At 58.3% G+C, this 23138-nt stretch carries 20 protein-coding genes; 8 read left to right on the forward strand and 12 right to left on the reverse strand.

Going from position 1 to position 23138, the window contains the following annotated elements; all coding sequences use genetic code 11:
• Positions 1-8: 8 nt before the first annotated feature.
• The 3 genes from H7C19_RS23860 to H7C19_RS23870 form a co-directional block, all read right to left on the reverse strand.
• Positions 9-893, reverse strand: a complete 885-nt coding sequence (locus H7C19_RS23860) for a carbohydrate ABC transporter permease (protein ID WP_185671580.1) — start codon at positions 891-893, stop codon at positions 9-11.
• A gap of 37 nt (positions 894-930) precedes the next feature.
• Positions 931-1836 (reverse strand): ABC transporter permease, encoded by a 906-nt coding sequence (locus H7C19_RS23865; RefSeq protein ID WP_185671688.1) that lies wholly within the window; start codon positions 1834-1836, stop codon positions 931-933.
• An 82-nt stretch (positions 1837-1918) separates the two neighbouring features.
• Entirely contained in the window at positions 1919-3589 is a 1671-nt protein-coding gene (locus H7C19_RS23870) for an extracellular solute-binding protein (RefSeq protein ID WP_185671581.1), read from the reverse strand.
• A gap of 256 nt (positions 3590-3845) precedes the next feature.
• Between H7C19_RS23870 and H7C19_RS23875 the strand changes: the two genes are divergently transcribed.
• Positions 3846-4325, forward strand: coding sequence for a DUF6530 family protein (locus H7C19_RS23875; protein WP_185671582.1), 480 nt, complete (start codon positions 3846-3848; stop codon positions 4323-4325).
• 19 nt (positions 4326-4344) lie between these two features.
• On the forward strand, positions 4345-4704 hold the full coding sequence (locus H7C19_RS23880; RefSeq protein ID WP_185671583.1) for a GIY-YIG nuclease family protein: 360 nt from the start codon (positions 4345-4347) through the stop codon (positions 4702-4704).
• Between the two features lie 227 nt (positions 4705-4931).
• Here the strand turns inward: H7C19_RS23880 and H7C19_RS23885 are convergent, their stop codons facing one another.
• From H7C19_RS23885 to H7C19_RS23920, 8 genes are all read right to left on the reverse strand, one after another.
• Entirely contained in the window at positions 4932-6197 is a 1266-nt protein-coding gene (locus H7C19_RS23885) for a DNA glycosylase AlkZ-like family protein (protein WP_185671584.1), read from the reverse strand.
• A gap of 334 nt (positions 6198-6531) precedes the next feature.
• Complete coding sequence (locus H7C19_RS23890; RefSeq protein ID WP_185671585.1) at positions 6532-7707, reverse strand: sugar ABC transporter permease; 1176 nt, start codon at positions 7705-7707, stop codon at positions 6532-6534.
• 11 nt (positions 7708-7718) lie between these two features.
• The gene (locus H7C19_RS23895; RefSeq protein ID WP_185671586.1) at positions 7719-9239 is read right to left on the reverse strand and encodes an ATP-binding cassette domain-containing protein; all 1521 of its coding nucleotides are present in this window, start codon (positions 9237-9239) and stop codon (positions 7719-7721) included.
• Positions 9240-9332: 93 nt separating this feature from the next.
• Entirely contained in the window at positions 9333-10442 is a 1110-nt protein-coding gene (locus H7C19_RS23900) for a sugar ABC transporter substrate-binding protein (protein ID WP_185671587.1), read from the reverse strand.
• 133 nt (positions 10443-10575) lie between these two features.
• Positions 10576-11718, reverse strand: a complete 1143-nt coding sequence (gene xylF / locus H7C19_RS23905) for a D-xylose ABC transporter substrate-binding protein (RefSeq protein WP_376775403.1) — start codon at positions 11716-11718, stop codon at positions 10576-10578.
• Positions 11719-11724: 6 nt separating this feature from the next.
• Positions 11725-13269 (reverse strand): response regulator, encoded by a 1545-nt coding sequence (locus H7C19_RS23910; RefSeq protein WP_185671588.1) that lies wholly within the window; start codon positions 13267-13269, stop codon positions 11725-11727.
• Complete coding sequence (locus H7C19_RS23915; RefSeq protein ID WP_185671589.1) at positions 13241-14707, reverse strand: sensor histidine kinase; 1467 nt, start codon at positions 14705-14707, stop codon at positions 13241-13243. Before H7C19_RS23915 ends, H7C19_RS23910 begins: the two co-directional genes overlap by 29 nt.
• Entirely contained in the window at positions 14704-15681 is a 978-nt protein-coding gene (locus H7C19_RS23920) for a sugar ABC transporter substrate-binding protein (protein ID WP_185671590.1), read from the reverse strand. Before H7C19_RS23920 ends, H7C19_RS23915 begins: the two co-directional genes overlap by 4 nt.
• A gap of 387 nt (positions 15682-16068) precedes the next feature.
• Here H7C19_RS23920 and H7C19_RS23925 point away from each other — a divergent pair, with 387 nt between their 5' ends.
• Both H7C19_RS23925 and H7C19_RS23930 read left to right on the forward strand, forming a co-directional pair.
• The gene (locus H7C19_RS23925) at positions 16069-16281 is read left to right on the forward strand and encodes a helix-turn-helix transcriptional regulator (RefSeq protein ID WP_185671690.1); all 213 of its coding nucleotides are present in this window, start codon (positions 16069-16071) and stop codon (positions 16279-16281) included.
• On the forward strand, positions 16274-16636 hold the full coding sequence (locus tag H7C19_RS23930; RefSeq protein WP_221469443.1) for a hypothetical protein: 363 nt from the start codon (positions 16274-16276) through the stop codon (positions 16634-16636). The genes H7C19_RS23925 and H7C19_RS23930 overlap by 8 nt, the downstream gene beginning before the upstream one ends.
• A 191-nt stretch (positions 16637-16827) precedes the next feature.
• Here H7C19_RS23930 and H7C19_RS23935 read toward each other — a convergent pair whose 3' ends face one another.
• Positions 16828-18108: a glycoside hydrolase family 125 protein gene (locus H7C19_RS23935; protein WP_185671592.1), complete on the reverse strand. Its 1281-nt coding sequence runs from the start codon at positions 18106-18108 to the stop codon at positions 16828-16830.
• A gap of 231 nt (positions 18109-18339) precedes the next feature.
• On the opposite strand from H7C19_RS23935, the gene H7C19_RS23940 reads away from it, so the two are divergent.
• From H7C19_RS23940 to H7C19_RS23955, 4 genes are all read left to right on the forward strand, one after another.
• Positions 18340-19284, forward strand: coding sequence for an ABC transporter permease (locus tag H7C19_RS23940; protein WP_185671593.1), 945 nt, complete (start codon positions 18340-18342; stop codon positions 19282-19284).
• A gap of 27 nt (positions 19285-19311) precedes the next feature.
• On the forward strand, positions 19312-20223 hold the full coding sequence (locus H7C19_RS23945) for a carbohydrate ABC transporter permease (RefSeq protein ID WP_185671594.1): 912 nt from the start codon (positions 19312-19314) through the stop codon (positions 20221-20223).
• 100 nt (positions 20224-20323) lie between these two features.
• Complete coding sequence (locus tag H7C19_RS23950; protein WP_185671595.1) at positions 20324-21949, forward strand: extracellular solute-binding protein; 1626 nt, start codon at positions 20324-20326, stop codon at positions 21947-21949.
• An 85-nt stretch (positions 21950-22034) separates the two neighbouring features.
• On the forward strand, positions 22035-23051 hold the full coding sequence (locus H7C19_RS23955) for a glycoside hydrolase family 130 protein (protein ID WP_185671596.1): 1017 nt from the start codon (positions 22035-22037) through the stop codon (positions 23049-23051).
• Positions 23052-23138 lie beyond the last annotated feature (87 nt).

Consider the following 23138-nt stretch of genomic DNA (forward strand, 5'->3'; position numbering starts at 1 on the left):
GTAGACGGTTATTCTTTGACGCTCCCCATCACGATTCCTTTAATGAAAAACCGCTGCAGGAACGGGTAGACGATCAAGACGGGGAATGCGGCCACGAAGATCTGCGCCGCCTTGCTGGTCCGGTCGGACAGCTTGACGATCAGTTCGGCGTTCTCCGCCTTGATAAACCGGAAGTCGAGGTTGATGATAATCGTCTGCAGGAACGTCTGCAGCGGATAGTTGTCGGGGTGATTCATGAGCAGCATGCCGTCGAACCAGCTGTTCCAGTGGCCGACCATCGTGAACAGCCCGGTCGTCGCCAGGGCGGGCAGCGAGAGCGGCGCATAGATCCTCCATAGGGTGGAGAAATGGCCGGCCCCGTCGATCCGGGCGGACTCCTCCAGCTCCTTGGGCAGATTGCGGTAGAAGTTCAGCAGCAGGATCACGTTGAACACCTGCAGCGCGCCCGGCAGCACCAGCGCCCAGATCGTATCGATCATGCCCAGCGTCTTGAGCGTCAGATACCAAGGAATGAGGCCGCCGTTGAATAGGATCGTGAGGACGAAGATCCAGACGTAGATCGTCCGCAGCCGGAATTGCCGCTGATCCTTCGCCAGCGGATACGCCGTCACGATCGTCAGCAGCATGCTGACCGCGGTGCCGAGGACGACGCGCTGGATGGAGATCCAGAAGGCGCGCAGATATTCCGGCTTGCCGAAGACGTTCTGGTAGGCGGCGGTCGTGAAGTTCACCGGCCAGAGCACCACCTGGCCGGCCGAAGCGGCCGCGCCGGAGCTGAACGAGATGGCCAAGATATGAACGAGCGGCATCAGGCAGGCTAGCGATACCGCCGCCAGAAATAAGACGTTGCCGCCCGCAAACAGCCTGCGTCCGAATGACAGTCTGTAGCGCAAGTTGTCCCCTCCAAACGGGTTCGATAGCTTTCGGTCTTCAGAAGATACGGTAGTTCGCGAAACGGTAAGCCAGGAAGTAGGAGGCCGATATCAGGATGAACGACACGATCGACTTGAGCAGCCCGACGGCCGTCGCAAACCCGAACTGCGTCTGCTCGACGCCCATCCGGTAGACGAACGTATCGATAATATCCGCGCTTTGGTAGACCTGAGGGTTGTACAGATTGAAGATCTGATCGAAGCCGGCGTTCAGCACGTTCCCGATATTCAGCGTCAGCATGAGCACGATGATCGGCATCATGCCGGGGAGCGTGATGTATAGCGTCTGCTTCCAACGACCGGCGCCGTCGATCTCGGCCGCTTCGTAGAGCGACGGATTAATGCCGGTGAGCGCGGCCAAGTAGACGATCGTGCCGAAGCCGAATTCCTTCCACACGTCCGACACGACCATCACGTAGGGGAACCAGCGGTTGTCGCCCAGGAAGAAGATCGGCTTGACGCCGAACAGGCCGAGCATCTGATTCACGATCCCGGTGGAAGGCGACAGCACGTCGATCAGGATGCCGCTGAGCAGCACCCACGACAGGAAGTGCGGCAGGTAGACGAGCGTCTGGAACGTCCGCTTCATCCACTGCCGGCCGAGCTCGTTCAGCAGAATCGCGACCGTGATCGGCACGAGCAAGCCCGCGGCGATCTTCATGACGGCGATATAGATCGTATTGAAGAAGATGCGGCCGATATCCGGGTAATCGATCAGAAACTTGAAGTTCTTCATGCCGACGTAGGGCGAGCCGAACAGCCCCTTGGTCGGGATGAACTTCTCGAAAGCCATCACCACGCCGGCCATCGGAATATAGCTGAAGACGATAATCGCGGCCAAACCCGGGATCAGCATCGCATGCAGGGGCCATTCCCGTCTCCACCATCTGCCTAACGCGTTCATCATTGCATCACCTGCTCATTCGGTCTTAGGCGGACGGACCGGAGGATCGCGATCCCTCCGATCCGCCGGCCCGGCACAGCCTTTATTTGACTTTGGCGTACCAATCGTTCACTTCTTGGGTAATCTGATCGCCGCCCAACTTCTTCCAGTCCGCGACGAACTTGTCGAACTCGTCGATCGGCGCCTGGTTCATGATGATCTTAATGAACACTTCGTCTCGCTTCTTCAGCAGGATCGCGTTCTTCTCGACCATCGTCGGCGTCGGCGCCCCGTAGAACTTGTTCTGCTCGAACAGATTGTTCTTCTTGATGTTCGGGTACAGGGATACCGCGCCGTTCGGTCCGGAGATCATGTACTCCCACCACATGCTCACGTCCCCGTTCACGTACTTCATGGCGCGGCCGTACCGCGTCTTCTGGTCCTTCGTCTTGAGCAGGCTCTCGTCCTTGTTCGCGATCGCGTTCGGCAGCACGTCGCCGTTCGTATTCGTCTGGTTGTACGCGGTGAGCGGGTTCAGCAGCCAGTAATTGCTGGACTTCTCCACGCGGTCCTTGCCGAATTCATAGACCTTGTTCTCCTCCGTCTGGTTGTTGTCGGATTCGATATATTGGTTCAGCAGCCGGATGACGGCTTCGGGATGCTTGGCTTCCTTGGAGACGACGTAGTAGGTGCCTACGCCGATGCCGATCTGCGACTTGGCCGGTTCGCCGTCCACCGAAGGGAGCGGGTAGACGCCCCAGTCCTGCACGACCTTGCCGTCCTTGACGGCCCCGTTGACGAGCTGGGCGGGCGACCATTCGGCGCCGTAGACCAGTCCGACCTTGTCTCCGTACAGCAGCTCCGACGCCTTGCCCGTATCCTTGACGGCGAATTCCGGGTCGATCAAGCCTTTCTTGAACATGTCTTGCAGCGCCTGCAGCGCGTTCTTCATCTGCGGCTGGACGTCCCCGTACACCAGCTTGCCGGCGCCGTCGTCGATCCAGATGTCCGCGTAGGCGTGATAGCCGTTCATGAACCCGGTCAAGCCGGTCACGCCATCGTACAGATTTTTGTTGATCGCGATGCCGTACGATTTGCCGGTGCCGCCGGGATCCTTCGTCTTGAACGCCTCGGCGATCGTCATCACGTCCTGCATCGTCTTGGGCTCCGGCAGGTTCAGCTTCTTGAGCCAGTCTTTGCGCACCCACAGGAATTGGGAGCCGTACGGATTGCCGGTCTGCGGAATGGCCATCAGCTTGCCGTCGAACGTCGCCGTCTTCATCTGAAGGCCGCCGTCCTTCGTCATGAATTGTTTCGTGTAGTCGTTCGCGTTCTTGTCGTACACGTTCGTCAGATCCATGATCATGTCCGCTTCGATCAGTTGCTGCAGCTGGGAGGCGTCGACCGGGAAGAAGTCCGGAATATCGTTGGACGCGATCGCCATCTTGAGCTTCTCTTGGAACTGGCTGGCGTCGGCGATCCATTTGTTCGTGATCTTCACGCCTACGTCCTTCTCGTAGGCATCGTACACCGCGTTCTTGTCGAACGACTCGCCCGGATCGAACTTCAGATACGGATCGCTGGCGCGGACGGTGGATACCTCGAGCGCCTGATTCGTTTCCGAGGCCGGCGAAGCCGAAGCGGACGAAGACGCGGCGGGCGAGGATGGGGAAGCGGAAGGCTTCGCGTTGTTGTCCGTCTTGCTGCAAGCGGTTGCGGCGACCAGGCCGGCGATCAAGGCCACGGCCATGACGCCTTTGACTTTCCTTCTCATGGAATCCCTCCTATAGACGGTTTGATGCAGGATGCTGCGCGCGGGCTTCCTATCACTTCTTCAGTATATAAAGCGCATTCAACGCGAGCCATATACTAGTCTTTACATTCGGTATACACCTCTTGACTAAGCCGGATAGAGGCAAGTCCCTGATGCGGAGGGGAGCGCGCGCGCCCCGGGTTGACTTCGGATACGGAAGCGGATATAATTTTAGTAATTTAGTAAATAAGTAATTCAGTACGGAAAGAGGATGAAGATGAACATACCTACGACTTTAAAGCACAAGCCTGTCGTCGTCTCGGAGAACTATGAACAAGTAGACGGCCGGCTGGCCGGGAATACGGATGCGCAAGGTCTTTCCTTGGGCTTGGCGCAGTGGAACGACAGAGGCAAGGTCGACATTTCGGCCAAAGTTTGGAGACACACGGGAGAGAAATGGTCCCGGCAATCGGAGGAGCTCCCTCTCCATCGCGTCCTGGATCTGTCCATTCTCATTTGCCGGACCATGGCGCATTTCCGCGAAGCTTACCGGTACGAGCATCTGTACGATCCGAAGAATCCGGTCATCGACCGGATCGGGCTGCAGGGGGCTGCCATGACCGTCGCAGTCTGCACCGATAACGAGAGAATTAATGAAGATATCAAGCTGTTCGATCAGACATTGAGCCAGGACGATGAACTGATCGGCGAACGCCTTCGCACGCTGTCCAGCCTGCTGAAGGAGATGGGCTATTAATCGAAAGGTGTGAGCATGCATGGACAAACAGAAGCGAAAGGAACTTCTGGAGGCGTACAAAGAGCTGAAGACCTACATGGGCGTCATCCAGATCACGAATCGGAACAACGGCAGAATCTATATCGACAGCTACCCGAACCTGAAAAATAAATGGATGACGATCCGCGCGCAGCTGGACATGGGCAGGTTCGCGAATGCCCAACTGCAGCAGGATTGGAAAGCGCACGGACCCGACGCTTTTGCTTATGAGGTGCTGGAGCAGAAAGATTCCGGCGAAATAACGGACATGCGCTGGGAGCTGAAGCAAATCTTGAAGCCGTGGCTGGCGCAATTGCAGCCTTACGGGGACCGCGGGTACAACAGACCTCCCGCTAACTGATACCGACAGGACGCCCGTATTCTTCAAATCGGTGACAGTCCATGCTCTGCCCCATTGGAAAATCGCACGGACGCGCCCGTTATCGCGGTCAGAGCGAGCAAGACATCGATTTGTCTACGATCTTGCTAATTAGGGTGGTCACGCGAATCCCCGTCCTTTTCGGACGGGGATTTTTCTATTTGCGAGCAAGCGGAGACTGGGAGGAGGGAGAGACTGAAGGGGATGGATCAAAAGGCGGTGAGGGTCGGCCCGCCGTCTTCATGCCCGAAAGCGTATCGCTCGACCGAAAAGGTGTCTGCTCCATGCGTGCGGGCAAACGAATCCAGCGCGCTTTGCACATTTTGGCTAAGACGGTCCGTGAAGTCGATTTCCCGATCGAATTGCAACAATTGCACCGTCAAGTGTCTTTTCTTGCTGTCGAGTCGGGGGTCCATTCGGCCGACGAGACGGTCGCCGGCCAAGATCGGCATCGCGTAATACCCGTACTTGCGCTTGACCGCAGGCGTATAAATCTCCCAGCGATACTCAAAATCGAATAGATCCTTCAATCTTTTGCGGCTCCACAATAAATTGTCCAGCGGCGGGAGGAACCGAATCGGACCCTCCTCGTCCGGCTTATCTCCCAGCATCCGATCTTCGTCTTGATGGACGGAGAACCGCCCCAGATCCGAAGACAAGATGTAATAAAGGGATTTGAGCCCTGCGACTTGGACGGGCGCAACTTCACCGGATTCAACCCGGCGCTCGATCGCTTCGCGCCGTTCCCGAGCGGTTAGGCGCTGCCACCCGAGGCGGGGATCGCTCGGCTCGAATACCCGGTACGCGCGAAAGTATTGCTGCATCATCGCATCCAGCGCTTCGGACGTCCCGATCCGCTCGGCCGATTCCAGCAGCCCGGCCGAAACGCTGCGGCGGGTCACGTCGAAAAGACGTTGATTCCCTTGCCTGCCGACGATTCGGATTAGCGCGGCGTCCGTTAATAAGTTCAGCGCATGAGAAGTCGCCTTGGTCTTCGCACTGACGTTGTCCCAATACCCCTGTACCCTTTGATCGGTTTCGAACGATTTGGCGGATAGCGGCCCTTCGTTCTCCAATCTTTGCAGCACTTGCTCGGCGACGGGCCCCAATTGATCGATATGGGCTTGCGTTCGCTCACGCAGACGCTGGCGGACCGGTTCGAAAATCGGATATTGATCGATCGGAATCATACATGCCGCATTCGCCAAATATTCAAAAACCTGATGATCCCGCAACAGCTCGTTCAAAATCCCCGGCTCGTACCCGGGAATTCTGGCCGCCAGCGCCAAATGCTGATTCGGACGCACGGCGGACACCGGGTCGATCTGTACGCATTCCAACCGTCGGATGACATTCATCACGCGCTCGCGCATCGCCGCCGCGGAGCTTGCGCGTTCCTCGCGAGGGTGGAGCAACAGCTGGGTCTCTAACAAAAAGCGCCGGAGCGCTCGTTTCGTCGTCTGGATCGGTTTCACTGGACACCTCCGAATCACGTTCATCAACAAGCGGGAGCAGAAGCGACATCCGGTTTCTCTGATCCTAATATAGCATTTTTATAGGCGTCGTTCAGAACTTCCAAGTAAAAACGGCTTCGCCGTCTTCCCGGACGGCGGCACGTTTTTATCGGAGGTCATACAGAAATGGATAGGGGTAAAACTTATACATTCTGTTTGACCGGCGCAAACAAGCCGTCCCCGCCTCCCCCGCGAGAGATTCACGGGAAGAGGCGGGAGCGGCTTGTGCCGTTGCTTGTGCCGTTGCTTGTGCCGTTGCTTGCCCATTGCCTTTGACGAATAGCCTAGGGTCGGTTTAACCTCTCTTCTTGCGCGTCATGACGTCGAAGATCACGGCCGCGGCCAATACCCCGCCGCGTATCATGTACTGATAGGAGATCCCGACGCCCATCAAGTTCATCCCGCTCGTGAGCGAAGCCATGACGATGGCGCCGATGATGGAGCCCGTGACCTTGCCTACGCCGCCTGCCGACGATACGCCGCCGACATAGGCGGCCGCGATCGCGTCCAGCTCGAACAGCGTGCCCGCGGTCGTCGTCGCCGACTGCAGGCGGGCGGTGAACAGAATGCCGGACAGTGCGGCCAGCATGCCCATGGAGCCGAAGACGAAATACGTGATCTTCTTGACGTTGATCCCGCTCAGATGCGCGGCTTCCGGATTGCTGCCTACGGCGTAGATATGACGGCCAAGCACGGTCTTGGTCGTCAGGAAGTGATAGACGACGACGACGCCCAGCATGACGATGACCGTCCAGGAGAAGCCGTTGTAGCCGGCGATGATCCAAGTGATATAGGCGACGATGGCGGATACGAAGACGAGCTTCAGCGCGAAAATGCGGCTGGAGACGACCTCGAAATGATATTTGAGCTTGTTCCGGCGCTTGGAGGTCTCAAAGTAAACGTACAGCGCGATCACGACGACGCCCAGAATCAGCGACGATAGATTGAGGCCGCCCACCTCCGCGCCCGATGGGATGAAGCCGTTGCCGATCGCGTTGAAGTGCTCGTCCTTGATGTTGATCGTCCCCGTCTTCTCCGTCACCCGCAGCAGCGCCCCGCGGAAGATCAGCATGCCCGCGAGCGAGGCGACGAACGACGGAATGCCGATGGAGGCGACCAGCACGCCGTTGAACATGCCGATGACGACGCCCAGCGCCAGGATGATCGGGATGGTCAGGTAGACCGGCACGCCTCCCTGCGTCAGCAGGATGGCCGCGATCGCGCCCATGAAGCCGGCCGCGAAGCCGACGGACAAGTCGATGTGCCGGATGACGATGACGAGCGTCATGCCGACGGCCAGCACGGCCGTGTACCCCGTGGCGTCCAGCAGATTGCTGATATTGCGGGAGGACATGAACAAGCCGTCCGTCATGATCGAGAAGGCAAGCATGATGACGAATAGCGCGATGTACATGCCGTAGTCGCGGATATTCACTTTGACGAGCGTCTTGGCCTCTTGGATAAAGTTCATCGGCGTTCCTCCTATTGCGTCGCGAGCTGCATGATTTTTTCTTGGTCGGCCTCGCCGATCGGCAGCTCGCCCTTGATCCGGCCTTCGGCCATCACGTATATGCGATCGCTCATGCCGAGCACTTCGCCGAGCTCGGACGAGATCATGATGATGCTCATGCCCTCGCCGATCAGTTGGTTCATGATCGTGTAGATCTCGAACTTGGCGCCTACGTCGATGCCGCGCGTAGGCTCATCCAGGATCAGCAGCTTGGGGCCGACGAACAGCCATTTGCCGAGCGATACCTTCTGCTGGTTGCCGCCGCTCAGGTTGCCGACGATCTGCTCGACGGACGGCGCCTTTACGTACAGGGAGTCCTTGTACGCGTTGGCGACCTTGACCTCCTCGTTGTCGTTAATGATTCCGTTCGCGGAGATGCCTCGCAGATTGGCGGCGGTCACGTTGCTCTTGATATCCTGGATCAGGAACAGCCCGTCGCCCTTCCGGTCTTCGGTGACGTAGGCGATTCCCGCCCGGATCGCGTCGCTCGGATGCTTGAACGCGACCGACGCGCCGTATAGCCTCATCTCGCCTTGCAGTTTATAAGACTTCGGATTTCCGAAGATGCTCAGCGCAAGCTCCGTTCGTCCCGAGCCCATCAAGCCGGCTATTCCGACGATTTCTCCCTTTTTAACGTGCAGGTTCACATCTTTGGCGATATAGCGGCCCAGGCCGGCATCGTAGGCAGTCCAATCCTGTATCTCGAGAATCTTATCGCCGAACGTCTTGTTCGCCCGCTTCGGGTAGATGTCTTCGATGTCGCGCCCGACCATGTTCTTGATGATGACGCTCTCCGAGATCTCGCCCTTGGCCGCGTCGAGCGTGCAGATCGTCCGGCCGTCGCGCAGCACGGTCGCTTTGTCCGCGATGGAGATGACTTCCTTCAGCTTGTGCGAGATCATGATGCAGGTGATGCCTTGCTCCTTCAGCTCGCGCAGCAGCGCCAGCAGATTCTCGCTGTCGTTCTCGTTAAGCGCCGCCGTCGGTTCGTCCAGGATGAGCAGCTTCACGTCCTTGCTAAGCGCCTTGGCGATCTCCACCAGTTGCTGGTTGCCTACGCCCAGTTCCTTGATCAACGTGTCGGGGTTGACGTTCAGCTTCACCTTCTGCAGCATGCGCCCCGCTTCGACGATCGTCCGGTTCCAGTCCACGATCGCGCCGCGCCGCACTTCGTTGCCCGCGAAGATATTCTCGTACACGGTCAGATCCGGGAACAGCGCCAGCTCCTGATAGATGATCGCGATGCCGGCATGGACGCTGTCGCTGATCTTGCCGAACGCCTGCACGGCGCCCTCGAACACGATATCCCCCTTGTACGTCCCGTGCGGATAGACGCCGCTCAGCACCTTCATCAGGGTGGACTTCCCCGCGCCGTTCTCGCCGATCAGACAGTGAATCTCGCCTCTGGCCACCTTGAAGCTCACGTCCGTGAGCGCCCTGACGCCCGTGAATTCCTTGGTGATATGATTCATCTCTAAAATGTAGTCGCTCATGCGCTTCCACTCCTTCGCCGGACGTCTCTGACAATGGCGGAATAGTGATAGACGAATCTATCACTATTCCGTGCGCGATATGGGTGTTCGCGATTACAGTCCCGTGAAGTCGGTCGCTTTGTAATAGCCCGAATCGACCATTTCCTTCTTGACGTTGTCTTTGACGACGACGATGACGTCGGTTTGCTTCGCCTTGACGTCGATCTTGCCGTTGTTGTAAGAGCCGGTCGTCGCGGGCGACTTGCCGTCGAGGAGATCGACCGCCATGCCGATGGCGTCTTTGACGAGCGTACGGACATCCTTGAACACCGTCATCGACTGTTTGCCGTCGATAATGTACTGGATGGAGGCTTTGTCGGCGTCTTGGCCGGTAATGACGTAGCTGGTAATCGCTTTGTCGGAGGCGAATACGTCGGCGATCGATCGGGAGGTGCCGTCGTTCGGCGCGAGGATGGCCACGTCGCCCTTCATGTCGGCCGGGGCGGCGGTCAGGTGCGTCTGGGCTTTGTTCTTGGCTTCGTTCGCGTCCCAGTTCGTCGTCACCTGGCCGATGATCTTGCTGATCTGGTCGCGCGTGAGGCTCTTGGAATCCTTCAGCGCGGCAGCCTCGCTGGAGTTGGCGATCTTAAACGTGCCGTCCGCGATCTTCGGCTGCAGCACTTCCCACGCGCCCTCGAAGAAAATGAACGCGTTGTTGTCGGTAGCGGCGCCCGCGTAGAGGTAGAGGGGCTGGCCGGAGCCTTTGGCGTGATCGACCAGGTATTGCGCTTGTTTGGCGCCTACCGTTTTGCTGTCGAACGTGACGTAGTAGTCGACCGCATCCGTATTCGTGATCAGACGGTCATAGGAGATGACCTTGATGCCTTCCTTCTTGGCGGCTTCTACAGTAGGGCCAGCCGCAGCGCCGTCGAACGGACAGATGATGAGGACTTTAATGCCTTTGTTGATCAGCGTCTCGACGTTTTCCTTTTCCTTGGCGGAGGAGCCTTGGCTGAACAGGATCTCCGTCGAGTACTTGGTGCTGGAGAGCGCATCCTTGAAGCGCTGCTCGTCCTGCAGCCATCTCTCTTCGTCTTTGGTCGGCAGCACGATGCCTACGCTGACCTTGCCACCGCTGCCCGATTTGCTGCCGCAAGCGGCGACGAGCGCCGCGAACATCGCGATAACGAGCAAGAGCACGATCGATTTGAAGCCTCTTTTCATGGATATACGGCCCCTTTCAGTCCTGTCTGGATTTCTGACAAGACCAACTATAGCACCGCATCGCCCGCATGAAAGCGCTTATCGATAGCACTCTTTTATAACTGCCTATACTTTTTTAACGTGGCTTGGACCGTTACTTCGGCTTCACGTTCCGGTATACATCCTCCCTCGCATGGAAGCCGTCGGCGATGATCGTCTCGTCGATGTTGATCTTGTCGACGGCGATCGGCGAGAGCAGGACGGACGGCACCTCGATCTTGCCGTTGTTCACTTTGCGGTCGGCTCCCGTGCTCTCGCCCTTGGCGAGCTTGACCGCGAGCTCCGCCGCCTTGTCGGCCAAGCGTTTGATCGGCTTGTACACGGTCATCGTCTGCGTGCCTTCGACGATCCGCTGGGCGGCCGCGAGCTCCGCGTCCTGGCCGGCGACCGGGATGCGGCCCGCGAGGCCCCGCTCGCTCAACGCTTCGACGGCGCCCCCCGCCGTCGCGTCGTTCGCGGCGATGAGGGCGTCGATCCGGTCGCCATTCGCGCTCAGCGCGTCCCGCATGTTCGACAGCGCGCTCCGAGGCGTCCAATCCTTCGACCACTGGTCGTACGCGATCTTGATGTCGCCCCTGTCGATCAGCGGCTGCAGGACGTTGAACACGCCCTGTTTGAACAGGTGCGCGTTGTTGTCCGTATCGGCGCCTCCGATATAGACATACTTGCCTCTGGGCACGAGTCGCGTGATCGCCTCTGCCTGCAGCTCGCCGACCTTCTCGTTGTCGAAGGAGACGTACAGATCGACGTCCGAATTTTTGACCAGACGATCATAGGCCATCACCTTGATGCCGGACGAGTGGGCTTTCTTGACGATCGCGGCGGTCGCTTCGGCGTTGTGGGGCACGATGACGAGGATGTCGACGCCTTGGCTGATCATCGTCTCGGCCTGGGAGATCTGCTTGGCGTCGTCGCCGTTCGCCGCCATGATGACCACCTCGGCGCCGAGCGCTTCCACGGCGGCCTTGAATAGATCGCGGTCCTTCAGCCAGCGCTCCTCCAGCAGCGTATCCATGGAGAAGCCGACTTTGATCTTGCCGGTCTTCGCCAGCGCGCCTCCGCCATGCGCTGCGCCGGGCGAGGCCGACTGCGCCGGCGCGGCTGGGATCCCGTTTGCCGCGCCGCCCCCGTCGCAGGCCGACGCCAAGCCGATCAGGGCCAGCGCCAACGTCAGCGCTAGCGCTCTGCCCCTCCTGAGGCCCCGCTGCATCGAGATCGCTTTCTTTTTCCCCTTCATGATCGATTATCCCCTTTTGCCGAGGAGCGTCTTGCGGTATTCCGTCGGCGAGACGTCGCACAGCTTTTTGAACACCTTGCTGAAGTAGTTCGGATCGTGGTAGCCGACCTCGAACGTGATTTCTTTCATGCTCCGCTCGGGATCGCCCATGAGCTTCTTCGCCCTGTCGATCCGGCACTCGGTCAGGAAGTCGATATAGTTGACGCCGAGCTGTTCCTTGAACATCTTGCTGATATAGAAAGGACTGAGACCGACCCGCTTGCCGATCGCGTCGAGCGAGATATCCTCGTGGGAGTGCTCGATAATGTATTGCTTGATCTGCTGGATCGTATCGGGCTGAATCCGATCCTGATGCTCCGCGAACGATTGCCGCATGCGGTCCAGCAGCAGGCCCGACTCGGCGCGCAGTTGCCGGTAATCCTGCGCCTGGAAGGAGTATAGCGGCGAGTCGTGCAGGACGCCCATCTCGAGCAGCACCCGCGAAGCGATCCAGAGCAGCTCCAGCACGCGCTGCTGTCCCTGCAGCAGATCGACGCCCTCGTGCTCGTAGCGTCTTAAGAACGCCATGACGTCGCCGCGGATCATCTCCCACTGCCCGAGCCGAATCCGGTCGAAGAATTGCCGCTCCAGATGCTTCGCCGGATGGCCGTCGCGCGATACCCCCAGTACGGGCGTGTCGGCGTAGAACCGATACTTGACCGGAACGGCCGGATCCGTGGAAGCGATCAGCGCTTCCTGATAGGATTGGCGGATCTGCGCGAGAGACGCGCAGGCGTTCCCGATGCCGACGAACCAACCGGTGCGGCCGTCGGCCTTCGCGGCGGACAGCAGCTCGCGGGCGATGGCGACCCCCTGGGAGCGGTGCGAACGGGCCGGATCCCGGAACGCGATGATCGGAATCTGACGGCCGTAGAGCGCGCCGACCCAGCCGCTGCCCGTGCGCCTGATCTTCTCCTTGATCGCGGCGTAGGCGCTCTCCGAGCCCGGCGGCACGAGGACGGTCATCGCGAACTTCTCGTTCTCCGTGCTCACGCCCAGCAGTCCGACCAATTCGTCCAGATGCACCTCGTGCACGTGATCGAACAGCAGTTGGGTGACGATGTCCGTCTCGACGACCGGCAGCACTTTCCGCAGCGTCTCTCGCTGCTGCACGCTCGCCTCGAGGGCGCTGCGCTCCTCCTCGATCTGTCGCAGCACTCTCCCGACCGTCGCCACGATCTCGCTGGCTTTGCTCGGTTTCAGCAAGTAATCTTTGACCCCGAGCTTGATCGCCTGGCGCGCATACTCGAACGTATCGTAAGCCGTCACCATCACGAACTTGATGTCCGGATGATTCCTGCCGATTTGCTCGATCGCTTCGAGACCGCTCATGCCCGGCATCTTCACATCCATCAGGACCAGATCGGGAGCGAACTCCTCGGCCATCCGAACCGCGATCTTCCCGTTCTTCGCCTGCGCGATGACGAGGTCGGGGCAGCCTCTCAGCAAGATCGCCTCCAAGCCTTCCCGCTCGATCTGCTCGTCATCTACGATCAGCAGCTTCGTCTTCAAGCTCTAACCTCCTCGTCTTCGGTAGTCGCAGGATCACCTTCGTGCCCCGTTCGGCACCGCTCCCGATGTCGATCACGTCTTCGCGTCCGTAGAAGAGACGGAGCCGGCGGACGACGTTGCTGAAGCCGATGCCCGTCGAATGTCCTTCGGTATCGACCGCGTGCTCCTCGAGAATTTGCCGGATCTTGTGCTCCGGCATGCCCGGTCCGTCGTCGGCGATCTCGACCGCCACCCGCTCCCCCTCGTCCCGGATGCGGAAGACGATGGTGCCCCCGTCCTCCTCGGGCTCCACCGCGTGGATGACCGCGTTCTCGATGATCGGCTGCAGGGTCAGGCCGGGGATCTTCGCCCCGAGACATGTCTCGTCGATCTCCGTCTCGAACCGCAGCCGGTCGGTAAACCGCGTTCGCTGGATCTCCATGTACTGCCGCAGCACCTTGACCTCCTCGTAAAGCGTGACCGACCGGTCGAGCCGCTTCAGGTTATAGCGCAGCAGGCCCGCGACGTTCGCCAGCAGGTCGCTCGTCTCCTCAGCGCCTTCGAGGTACGCTTTTTTGGACAGCGTGTCGAGCGTATTGAACAGAAAGTGCGGGTTGATCTGGCTTTGCAGGCTGCGAAGCTGGCTCTCTTGGAGAAGCAGCTTGCTTTGTTGGAGCTCGTGCTCGAGCTGCGCCTTCTGTTGGATTTCGAGGATGAGATTGTTGATATTGACGCGCATGCGCTCGAACATTTTCGCGAGAAAAGCGATCTCGTCGTTCGAAGACACCTCGACCTGCAGGTCGAATCGGCCCCTCGACAGCTCCCTTGCCGCTTGCGTCAGCTTCAGCACCGGCCGCGTGATGCTGAGCGAGAACCAATACGTCGACAAAAGCAGCAGCAGCGTGATCGACAGCAGCATCCAGATCCCGAACTTCTTGAGATCGGTCGACTGCTCGATGATGTTGCGATAGAACCGGTCGTACGTCTTCAGCTCCGTGTCGAGCAGCGTGAGCGTCATTTCGGATATGTACTTGGAGATGCGCGTCGCCTCGGCGAACGCCTTGGTCGAATCCTCGCTCTCCTTCTCCGACTGGAACATCACCGAGCGATCCGTCGTCTCGATCAGGCTGTCGATGAGATTCATATAGCTGGTAACCGTCAGATCGTTCTCCCCGTTCCGCAAGTCGAGGACGCCGACGCGTGCGCTCCGGAGCTGTCTTTTGCTCCTATCCAGCTGCGTGAGGTTGATCTCGTTCGGGGAGAGCAGGTAGTTGTTGAGCGAAGCGATCGTCTGCTGGCTGGCGTTGGTCACTTCGTTCATCCGAAGGTACCGCTGGAGAATGCCGTTGTATTGATCCTGGGTTTTCTGGTTGTAATACGTGAGCGCGATCCAGATCGCGACCATGATGAACAAGACGACGGCGACGAGCGTCCATATTTTCTTCTGAATGGTGTTCATCGCACGTCCTCCGCCTTCAGCATGCGGATGTCGGTCAAGTATCCGTCCTTATTCAGCGGCACCGTCTCCCCATTCAGCCACCGGACCATCAAGTCCACGCTCAGTCGTCCCATCTCTTCGGGCGACTGTTCGATCATGCCGTCCAGCTTCCCCTGCTTCAGCAGCGAGAGCGTGTCCGGACTGTCGTCGAACGAATAAATGTGGAAGGGCTCGACCCGGGACCGGCGCCCGATCTCCTGAACCATCGCGTCGGCGATGTTCGCGTTGACGGCGACAAAGGCGTTCACGTCGGGCAGCCGGTTCATCGCATCCTGCGTGGCGGCGATGATCCGCTCCCTGGCGACGGGCGTCTTGACGTATTCCGTCTTGATCCGGGGAAACGCCGCAAGAATGTTGCGAATGCCGCCCAGCCGCTGCTGCTGGTAATACTCTTCGCTGTCGTCTCCCAGCAGAATGACGGTGCCCGACTGGCCCATGTCCGCCGCCAGCTCTCGCGCGATCATCTGCCCGGCCAGAAATTGATCCGAGCCGACGTACGTTCTGCGCAAGCTGTCGACCATCGGCACGTCGCTCCCGACCGTGATAATCGGAATGCCGTAAGAAGCGGCCTGAATCTTCGTCATATACTTGAAGCCCTCGGTGTCCAGCCCCTGGGCGATGATGCCGTCCACTTTGGCGGCGATGGCGATTTCGATTTTTTTGAGAAAGTCCTCCTGATCTTTGCCGTAGCTGCCCCATACTTCGATGGCGACCCCGTTCTGCGCCGCCGCTGTTCTGGCGCCGGCCGCCACCTTGACCCAGAAAGGCGTATCCTGCTCCTGGGTAATGAGCACGAGGCGATACTGCGGCGGCTTCCCGACCGGAGGGCTCGGCAGCTCCCAGCTCGTTCGGAACACTTTGTCCGCCGAGATGAGCGTAAAGGATAATAGAACGACGCAGACGACGCCGAGGACGAGACTGACCGTTTTGCGCAAGAGAATGTCTCCGTTTCCATTTGGAAGTGCTTCCATCCTATCATCTGACAGGGATCGCCATCAATCACTAGGTTTGGACTCCCGATGGAAGAGAGGAAATGGCAGGGGGCGATGAGAAGCGTCTATTGAAGTATACAACCCTTCCAGACTGTAAAATGACAAGTCGGGACGAAGAAACGGATGGAAGTGCGACTGTGGCTCCATCTTCTTCATCGCGACCGATGAGAATAAGCCCTTTCGCCGACGACACCGCCTCCGACGCTTCCACCTATGAGGCGGGAGGTAGCGGTCAGAAGAAAAATATAATGTACGAATTAAAAATATAATTTACAAAATGTCATATATATTGTACATTTGTTTTGCGGGGGTGATCAGTTGGATTTTGTCATTAAAAATAGGGTGAAAATCGCAAGGATCGAGCATGGGAATTTGTCTCAAGAGGAATTGGCGGATTTAATCGGAGTCAGCCGGCAAACGATCAGCTTGATCGAGTCGGGGAAATATAATCCGACCCTTAAGCTATGCCTTGCGCTTAGCAAGGTGCTTAACAAGAAGCTGGATGATTTATTTTGGATGGAGGAAGATGCCGGGGATGAGTAAACAACGAACAATAGAGGACGAACGGGTGATTTTTGCCAGAAATGAAGGGGCTATGATCACGATGCAGTGGATGATCGCGGTGTTGTTCATCGATCTCCTCCTGCAAGCGCTGATCCCCGGGCAATTAAAACTGCAAGTTTGGCCGAAGCTGTTCCGAGACGGATTTCCGGCCGATGTCAGCTTTATGCTCTGTTTTATCGCGATCATGAGCTTTTATCACAAATGGAGACGCGAACAAACGGTTAGCACGGCAAGATTTATTTTCGCTTTCGCGATCGCTTTGATTCTGTTCGTCGTTATTTTCGGAGCCGTCGCGCTATGGAGACAGAGTCACGGTTTGCCCGTTTGGCGATAACCGGAAAGCCGCAAAAATGATCGATCCGCTTCATCGAGAGAGGCGCCACATCCCGCTCGGCGCTTCGGATTCAATTGCGACGCAAATCGATTTTAGCCAGCCGAAAGGCCCGCACGGGGATTCCCGTTGCGGGCTTTCTTTTGATCATACAGAATGTATAAGTTTTACCACGGCGGAGCCGTTTTTACTTGTTATACCCAATCTTTCTCCATGGCCTTCAGGATCAAGGCCGCGAACAGGCTGTTGGACCAGGCGAACCAGGGACGGGAGAAGTCGGACGGGTCGTCCGGATGGAAGCCTTCGTGCATGTAGCCGGTGCCGGCGTCGGTTTGAACGAGCGTCTCGATGAGCGCCTTGACTTCTTCCTCGTCCGTCGACGTCAGTGCCTGCATGGACAGAGCGAGGTGCCACACGTAGCCGCCCGGCGTATGCGGGCTGCCGATGCCCTTGGCGAATTTGCCTTCGAAATAGAACGGGTTGTCGAAGCTGAGCGCGAACCGCCGCGTATTCCGGTAGATCGGATCGTCCGCCGGCACATAGCCGAGATACGGGATGGACATCAGACCGGGCGTTCCGGCGTCGTCCATCAGCGAATAGTTGCCGAAGCCGTCGGTTTCGTAGGCATAGATTCGGCCGTAAACCGGATGGCTGACGATTCCGTAGGTCCGGATGCCGAAGTCGATCTCCTTGCGCAGCTTCGCGGCCCGGTCGGCAAGCCTGGCGTCGTCGTAGATATCGGCGGCGATCTCGCGAATGTGCCCCAGAATGACCGCGGCGAACATGTTCGCCGGGATGTTGTAGCCGAATTCGCAGGCATCGTCGCTCGAACGGAAGCCGGACCAGCTCATGCCGGTATAGTTGACCGGCATCCCCCGGCCGTCGTTGTACAGCGTCTCCGTGTCCTTGTCCGTCTGCCGGATGAAGCGGTACGGAGACTTTTCCCCATGCCGCTGTTCGGTCTGAATCACCTGGACAATGCGCGTCAGCGCCTGATAGCAGGCCGTGTCGAACCGGTCGGTCCGTCCGGTCGTCTTCCAATATTCGTAGAGGAGCTGAACGGGGAAGCACAGCGAATCCAGCTCGTACTTGCGTTCCCACATCCAGGGGCTCAGGTCGCAGTCGTCGGTGTCGCGGTAATGCTTGTCGTTCGCCGTCTCATTGAAGGCGTTCGTGTACGGATCGAGATTGATATACATCATTTGCCGGGCGATCAGGCCACCGATGATGCGCTGAAGATCCTCGTCCTCTCTGGCAAACGGGAGATAGTGCCGCACCTGCTCTACGGAATCGCGCAGCCACATCGCGGGAATGTCGCCGGTAAAAACAAAGGTGGTGCCGTCCTCCAGCAGCTTGGTCGTCGTCTCCAGCGTATTGGGGAAGCAGTTGCGGAACAGCTGGCGGAGCTCGGGTCGGTGCGCGAGCCGCTTGTCGGCGTCCTCCAGCGCGCGAATGATGGAAACGGGCAGCTTCATCGTCAAATCCTCCTGTATGAATGATTCCCTACAAGTCTACACGGCGGCAAAATCACGACAATATGTAGGTTTTGCACGGCAACGCTGAGGTCAAAGACGACATATTCGGCGCTTTACCGTGCGGTTTCGGCCTGACAATGCAGATCCTACATATTTACGGTGTCCGGCTCTCTCCCTAGAATCACCTGTAAGGGTTTGCAAAATTGTTCGAAGGGAGAGGACCAAATAGAGATGATCGAAGAGTCGCGGATCGCTAGCAGACCGCTCGGCCGCAAGTCGTTCGGCCGCCAACTGCTGCGTAATTGGCAACTGTATGTTTTTCTCGCACCGGCGATTGTCTACTTTCTCGTGTTCTATTACTGGCCGATGTACGGGATTCAAATCGCATTCAAAAATTATGTTCCTTCCAAAGGATTTCTCGGAAGCCCCTGGGTGGGATTCGATCATTTCGAACGTTTCTTCCATTCCTATTACTTCTGGGATCTGTTGTGGAATACGCTCAGCATCAGCTTCTATGCGCTGGCCATCGGATTCCCGCTTCCCATCATTCTGGCGCTGGCCTTCAACGAGGTGCGCAACGGAGCCTTCAAGAAGACGGTCCAAACCGTCACCTACGCGCCGCACTTTATTTCCATGGTCGTCATGTGCGGAATGATCATCACGTTCCTGTCCCCGTCAAGCGGGATGATCGTACGGATCATCGAGCTTCTCGGCATGGAACCGGCAGCGTTCCTGACCGACCCGCGCTGGTTCAAGACCGTTTACGTGCTGTCCGAGGTATGGCAGAGCACGGGCTGGGGCGCCATCATTTATCTCGCGGCGCTCTCGGGCGTGGACCCACAGCTGCACGAAGCGGCCATTGTGGACGGAGCGAGCCGGTTCAAGCGAATGTGGCACATCAACCTGCCGGCCATCGCGCCGACCATCGTCATTCTGCTGATCCTGAACATGGGGAATATTCTCGGCGTGGGGTACGAGAAGATCCTGCTGCTGCAAAATCCGCTTAACCAGGAGTCTTCCGACGTAATCTCCACCTTTGTCTACCGGTCGGCGTTGATCAACGGCCAGTACAGCTTCTCGACGGCCGTCGGCTTGTTTAACTCGGTGGTCAATGCATTCATGCTCGTCATGGTCAATCTCATCGCCAAACGCACCTCGAACAACAGTCTGTGGTAAACGAATTACGGAAAGGAGTTGCGCTTCATGGTACCCGCAGTTAAGGAGTCCCAAAGCGACCGGCTGTTTCTGTTCCTGAACTACCTGTTCGTCACCGTGGCGCTGATCGTCGTCGCGTATCCCCTCCTCTACATCATCAGCGCGTCGATCAGCGATCCCGTCGAAGTCAGCTCGGGCCGAATGTGGCTGTATCCCAGGGGCCTCACCTTCGACGGCTTTTCGCTGGTGTTCGAGAACCCGAAGATCTGGCGCGGCTACGGGAATACGATCCTGTATACCTTCGTCGGAACGCTGCTGAACCTGCTCGTGACGCTGCCGGCGGCGTATGCCCTGAGCCGAAGGGATCTGGCCGGCCGCAAGTTCGTGATGGGCATGTTTCTCGTCACCATGTTTTTCAGCGGCGGCCTGGTTCCCACCTATCTGGTGGTTAAAGAGCTGCACCTGATCAACACGATGGGCGCGCTGATCTTGCCCGTCGCGGCTTCGGTGTACAACATCATCGTGGCGAGAACCTTCTTCAGCTCCACGATTCCGGGCGAGCTGACGGAAGCGGCCTATATCGACGGCTGCAACAACTTCCGTTTGTTCCTTGGCATCGTTCTGCCCTTGTCGAAGCCGATCATTGCGGTCATGGCCCTATTCTACGGCATCGCCCACTGGAACAGCTACTTCCCCGCCTTGATCTATCTGAACGACGAGGTCAAGTATCCGCTGCAGATGGTGCTTCGGCAAATTCTCGTCCTTCAGGAGATGTCGGCCGAGACGACCGGCGCCGCCATCAGCGGAGACATCGCCAAAGCGATGAATTCGAAGGCGGAGATCGCCTCGCTCGTCAAGTATGCCGTCATTATCATCTCCACCCTGCCTGTCATCGCCGTCTACCCTTTCCTGCAGCGTTATTTCGTTCAAGGGGTCATGATCGGTTCGGTGAAAGGTTGAGCGGCGCTCCCTGCGGCTGCGAACGCGTTAATAACCGAAGATCAGAGAGCTTGTTCTCTCTTCTTCGATTATTATAGGAAGACACACAAGGAGGATCACTATGAACAAGACCAAAAAGGGCGGGGCGTTGCTTCTGTCCGCCGCCATGGCCGTGGCGTTGCTGAGCGGCTGCGGTTCATCGGGCAATGACGATGCGAAGGGAACGAACGGCTCCGGCTCCGGCACGGCGGACAAGGTGGCCAAGGAAGGATTCCCGATTGTCTCGGAGCCGATCACGCTGACCCTGACCGCTCCCGACGTCGGTATTCAGAACTGGGACAACATGCTGGTGCTGCAAGAGATGGAGAAGCTGACCGGCATTCACCTGAAGTTCCAGAACGCGCCGAAGGAAAGCTTCGAGACGAAGAAGAACCTGATCTTCGCTTCGGGCAACTACCCGGATATCTTCTATGCGGCCGGATTGACGACCGCCGAGCAAATGAACTACGGGGGACAGGGCATTCTGGTTCCGCTCGAAGGGCTGATCGACGACTACGCGCCGAACTTCAAGAAGATTCTGGAAGACAATCCCGATATTCGCAAGTCGATCACCGCGCCGGACGGCCACATCTACGCGCTGCCGGTCATCGAAAACAACCAACCCTGGTACCGCAACCCGATGTGGTATAACGGCGATTTTCTGAAGGCGCTTCACATCACGAAGCTGCCGGAGACGACGGAGGAGCTGTATACGTACCTCAAGCGGGTCAAGGAAGAAGATCCGAACGGGAACGGCAAGAAAGACGAGATTCCGCTCTCCTCCTCGCCTTCCAACGGCAACAGTCTGCGGGATATTCGCACCTGGCTGCTCGGCGCCTTCGGCATCTACGAAGAGGAAATCTATGTCGACGACAACGACAAGGTTCATTACACGCCGATGGAGGAAGGCTACAAGGATTATCTGACGTTCATGAACCGCCTCTGGAACGAAGACCTGCTGGATCACGAGAGCTTCTCGCAGACGGCCGAGCAGAAGAAGGCCAAAGCGCAGAATAAACAGGTGGCCCTCTTCTCGGACTGGAACGCCTATATGACCAAGGGCGGCGAGCCGAGCATGGACGACCCGATGTTCCTTCCCGTGAAAAGCGACAAAGCGGACAAGCCGGCCATCGCCAAGAACAAAGGCATCACGCCGGGCGCCTTCGCCATCTCGAAGACGAACCCCGCCCCGGAAGCCTCGATGCGCTGGGTGGACTATATCTACTCCTCCGAAGGCGCCGTGCTGTTCAACAAGGGACCGGAGGGCGTGCTCTGGAAATATACGGACAAAGCTACGCTGACCAAAGAGTATCTTCCGGTTCCGGGCGGCGGAGACCGCGAGGAGTACCGGGCGACGATCACGCCGAACTACGGCATCCCGGCGCCGACCATCTCTTTGCCGGAGACGCAGAAAGGGCTGCTCGGCGAATTCGACGAGTGGGTCGCCAACGAGACGCAGACCAAGCTGACCGACAACGGGGCGCGAATTCCGTTTCCGACCCTGTTCCTGACCCCCGAGGAGCAAACGGAGGTCACGACGATGAGCGCCGACCTGAACACGTACGTGCGTCAGATGGAAGCGAAGTTCATTACCGGCAACGAGCCGCTGGCGAACTGGGACAAGTACCTGGGCACGATCAAGAAAATGGGCGGCGACCGCATGGCGGAAATCTATCAAACGGCCTACGACCGCTGGAAAAAGAGCTAACGGCTGCAACCGTTATGATCGGCCAAAGGCCGATTGATCGGTTGGCAGCACGCTGCAAGCGCGCGAGCAGGAGGAGACAGACCCGATGAAAATCACCAGACACGCAAGCAATCCGATCGTCGTTCCGGGCGAGTACGAGTGGCGTAAAGTGACCGTCTTCAATCCGGCCGTCATTATCGACGGCGGCAAGTTCTATATGATCGAGCGAACGGCGGGCTCGCTGACGCCCTGCAAGAACTTCCTGGGCCTGCTGGAAAGCGACGACGGCGTCGTCTTCACCCATGTCAAGGACGAGCCGATCGTGACGCCGGACATGCTTGGCTTTCCCTACGGCAGCGTCCAGGACCCGCGGATCGTCAAGATCGACGGTACCTTTTATATGAACTACGCCCTGCGTCCGTGCGCCATGAACTACTATCCGACGGGAGCGGGCGTGCCAAGCCGTTCGCTGCCCGATTACCCGGACGGTTGGGGCAAGGAAGAGGGCCACTGGCTGACCCGTTCCTCGATTGCGAAGTCGACGAATCTGATCGACTGGGAGTTCGTGGCGGACACGACGCCGCTACACATCAACGACCGCGACAACATCCTGTTCCCGGAGAAGATCAACGGCAAGTTCGCGCTGCTTCGGAGACCCGAGGAATATATCGGAGAGGCGTACGGCACCGACAGCGCGGCGATGTGGATCACCTATTCCCAGGACCTGATTCATTGGGAAGAGCCGAAGCTGCTGGCCAAGGCGGAGAACCCCGCATGGGAATCGCGCAAGATCGGGGGCTCGACGCCGCCGGTACGGACGGACAAGGGTTGGCTCGTGCTGTATCACGGGGTGGACGATCAGGTCGTCTACCGCGTCGGCGCCATGCTGCTCGACCTGGACAACCCGGAGAAGGTCATTGCCCGGACGAGAAATTTCATCATGGAGCCGGAGACGTATTACGAGAAGTTCGGCTATCAGATTCCGAACGTCATCTTCCCGACGGGGAACGTGGTCAAGGACGGGCTTCTGTACATCTATTACGGCGTAACCGACACCGCCATCGCGCTGGCGACGGTTCCGCTCGACGAGCTCGTGGAGCATATTCTGAACGAGCCGCAATAACGGAGGGAGGGAACCGCCGCTTCTGACGGAGATGATCCGGTCAGAGAGGCGATCTCCCGCCCCCCATGCGAAACAACCGCCCCGGCA

It is taken from the genome of Cohnella nanjingensis, from assembly GCF_014212125.1.
Lineage (GTDB): Bacteria > Bacillota > Bacilli > Paenibacillales > Paenibacillaceae > Cohnella > Cohnella nanjingensis.

What these genes read in the sequence shown, in the direction of transcription:
- H7C19_RS23865 (WP_185671688.1), bottom strand. Translation starts at nt 1,836, where the DNA reads ATGAACGCGTTAGGCAGATGGTGGAGACGGGAATGGCCCCTGCATGCG.
- H7C19_RS23870 (WP_185671581.1), bottom strand. Translation starts at nt 3,589, where the DNA reads ATGAGAAGGAAAGTCAAAGGCGTCATGGCCGTGGCCTTGATCGCCGGC.
- H7C19_RS23875 (WP_185671582.1), top strand. Translation starts at nt 3,846, where the DNA reads ATGAACATACCTACGACTTTAAAGCACAAGCCTGTCGTCGTCTCGGAG.
- H7C19_RS23880 (WP_185671583.1), top strand. Translation starts at nt 4,345, where the DNA reads ATGGACAAACAGAAGCGAAAGGAACTTCTGGAGGCGTACAAAGAGCTG.
- H7C19_RS23890 (WP_185671585.1), bottom strand. Translation starts at nt 7,707, where the DNA reads ATGAACTTTATCCAAGAGGCCAAGACGCTCGTCAAAGTGAATATCCGC.
- H7C19_RS23895 (WP_185671586.1), bottom strand. Translation starts at nt 9,239, where the DNA reads ATGAGCGACTACATTTTAGAGATGAATCATATCACCAAGGAATTCACG.
- H7C19_RS23900 (WP_185671587.1), bottom strand. Translation starts at nt 10,442, where the DNA reads ATGAAAAGAGGCTTCAAATCGATCGTGCTCTTGCTCGTTATCGCGATG.
- xylF (WP_376775403.1), bottom strand. Translation starts at nt 11,718, where the DNA reads ATGAAGGGGAAAAAGAAAGCGATCTCGATGCAGCGGGGCCTCAGGAGG.
- H7C19_RS23915 (WP_185671589.1), bottom strand. Translation starts at nt 14,707, where the DNA reads ATGAACACCATTCAGAAGAAAATATGGACGCTCGTCGCCGTCGTCTTG.
- H7C19_RS23930 (WP_221469443.1), top strand. Translation starts at nt 16,274, where the DNA reads ATGAGTAAACAACGAACAATAGAGGACGAACGGGTGATTTTTGCCAGA.
- H7C19_RS23935 (WP_185671592.1), bottom strand. Translation starts at nt 18,108, where the DNA reads ATGAAGCTGCCCGTTTCCATCATTCGCGCGCTGGAGGACGCCGACAAG.
- H7C19_RS23940 (WP_185671593.1), top strand. Translation starts at nt 18,340, where the DNA reads ATGATCGAAGAGTCGCGGATCGCTAGCAGACCGCTCGGCCGCAAGTCG.
- H7C19_RS23945 (WP_185671594.1), top strand. Translation starts at nt 19,312, where the DNA reads ATGGTACCCGCAGTTAAGGAGTCCCAAAGCGACCGGCTGTTTCTGTTC.
- H7C19_RS23950 (WP_185671595.1), top strand. Translation starts at nt 20,324, where the DNA reads ATGAACAAGACCAAAAAGGGCGGGGCGTTGCTTCTGTCCGCCGCCATG.
- H7C19_RS23955 (WP_185671596.1), top strand. Translation starts at nt 22,035, where the DNA reads ATGAAAATCACCAGACACGCAAGCAATCCGATCGTCGTTCCGGGCGAG.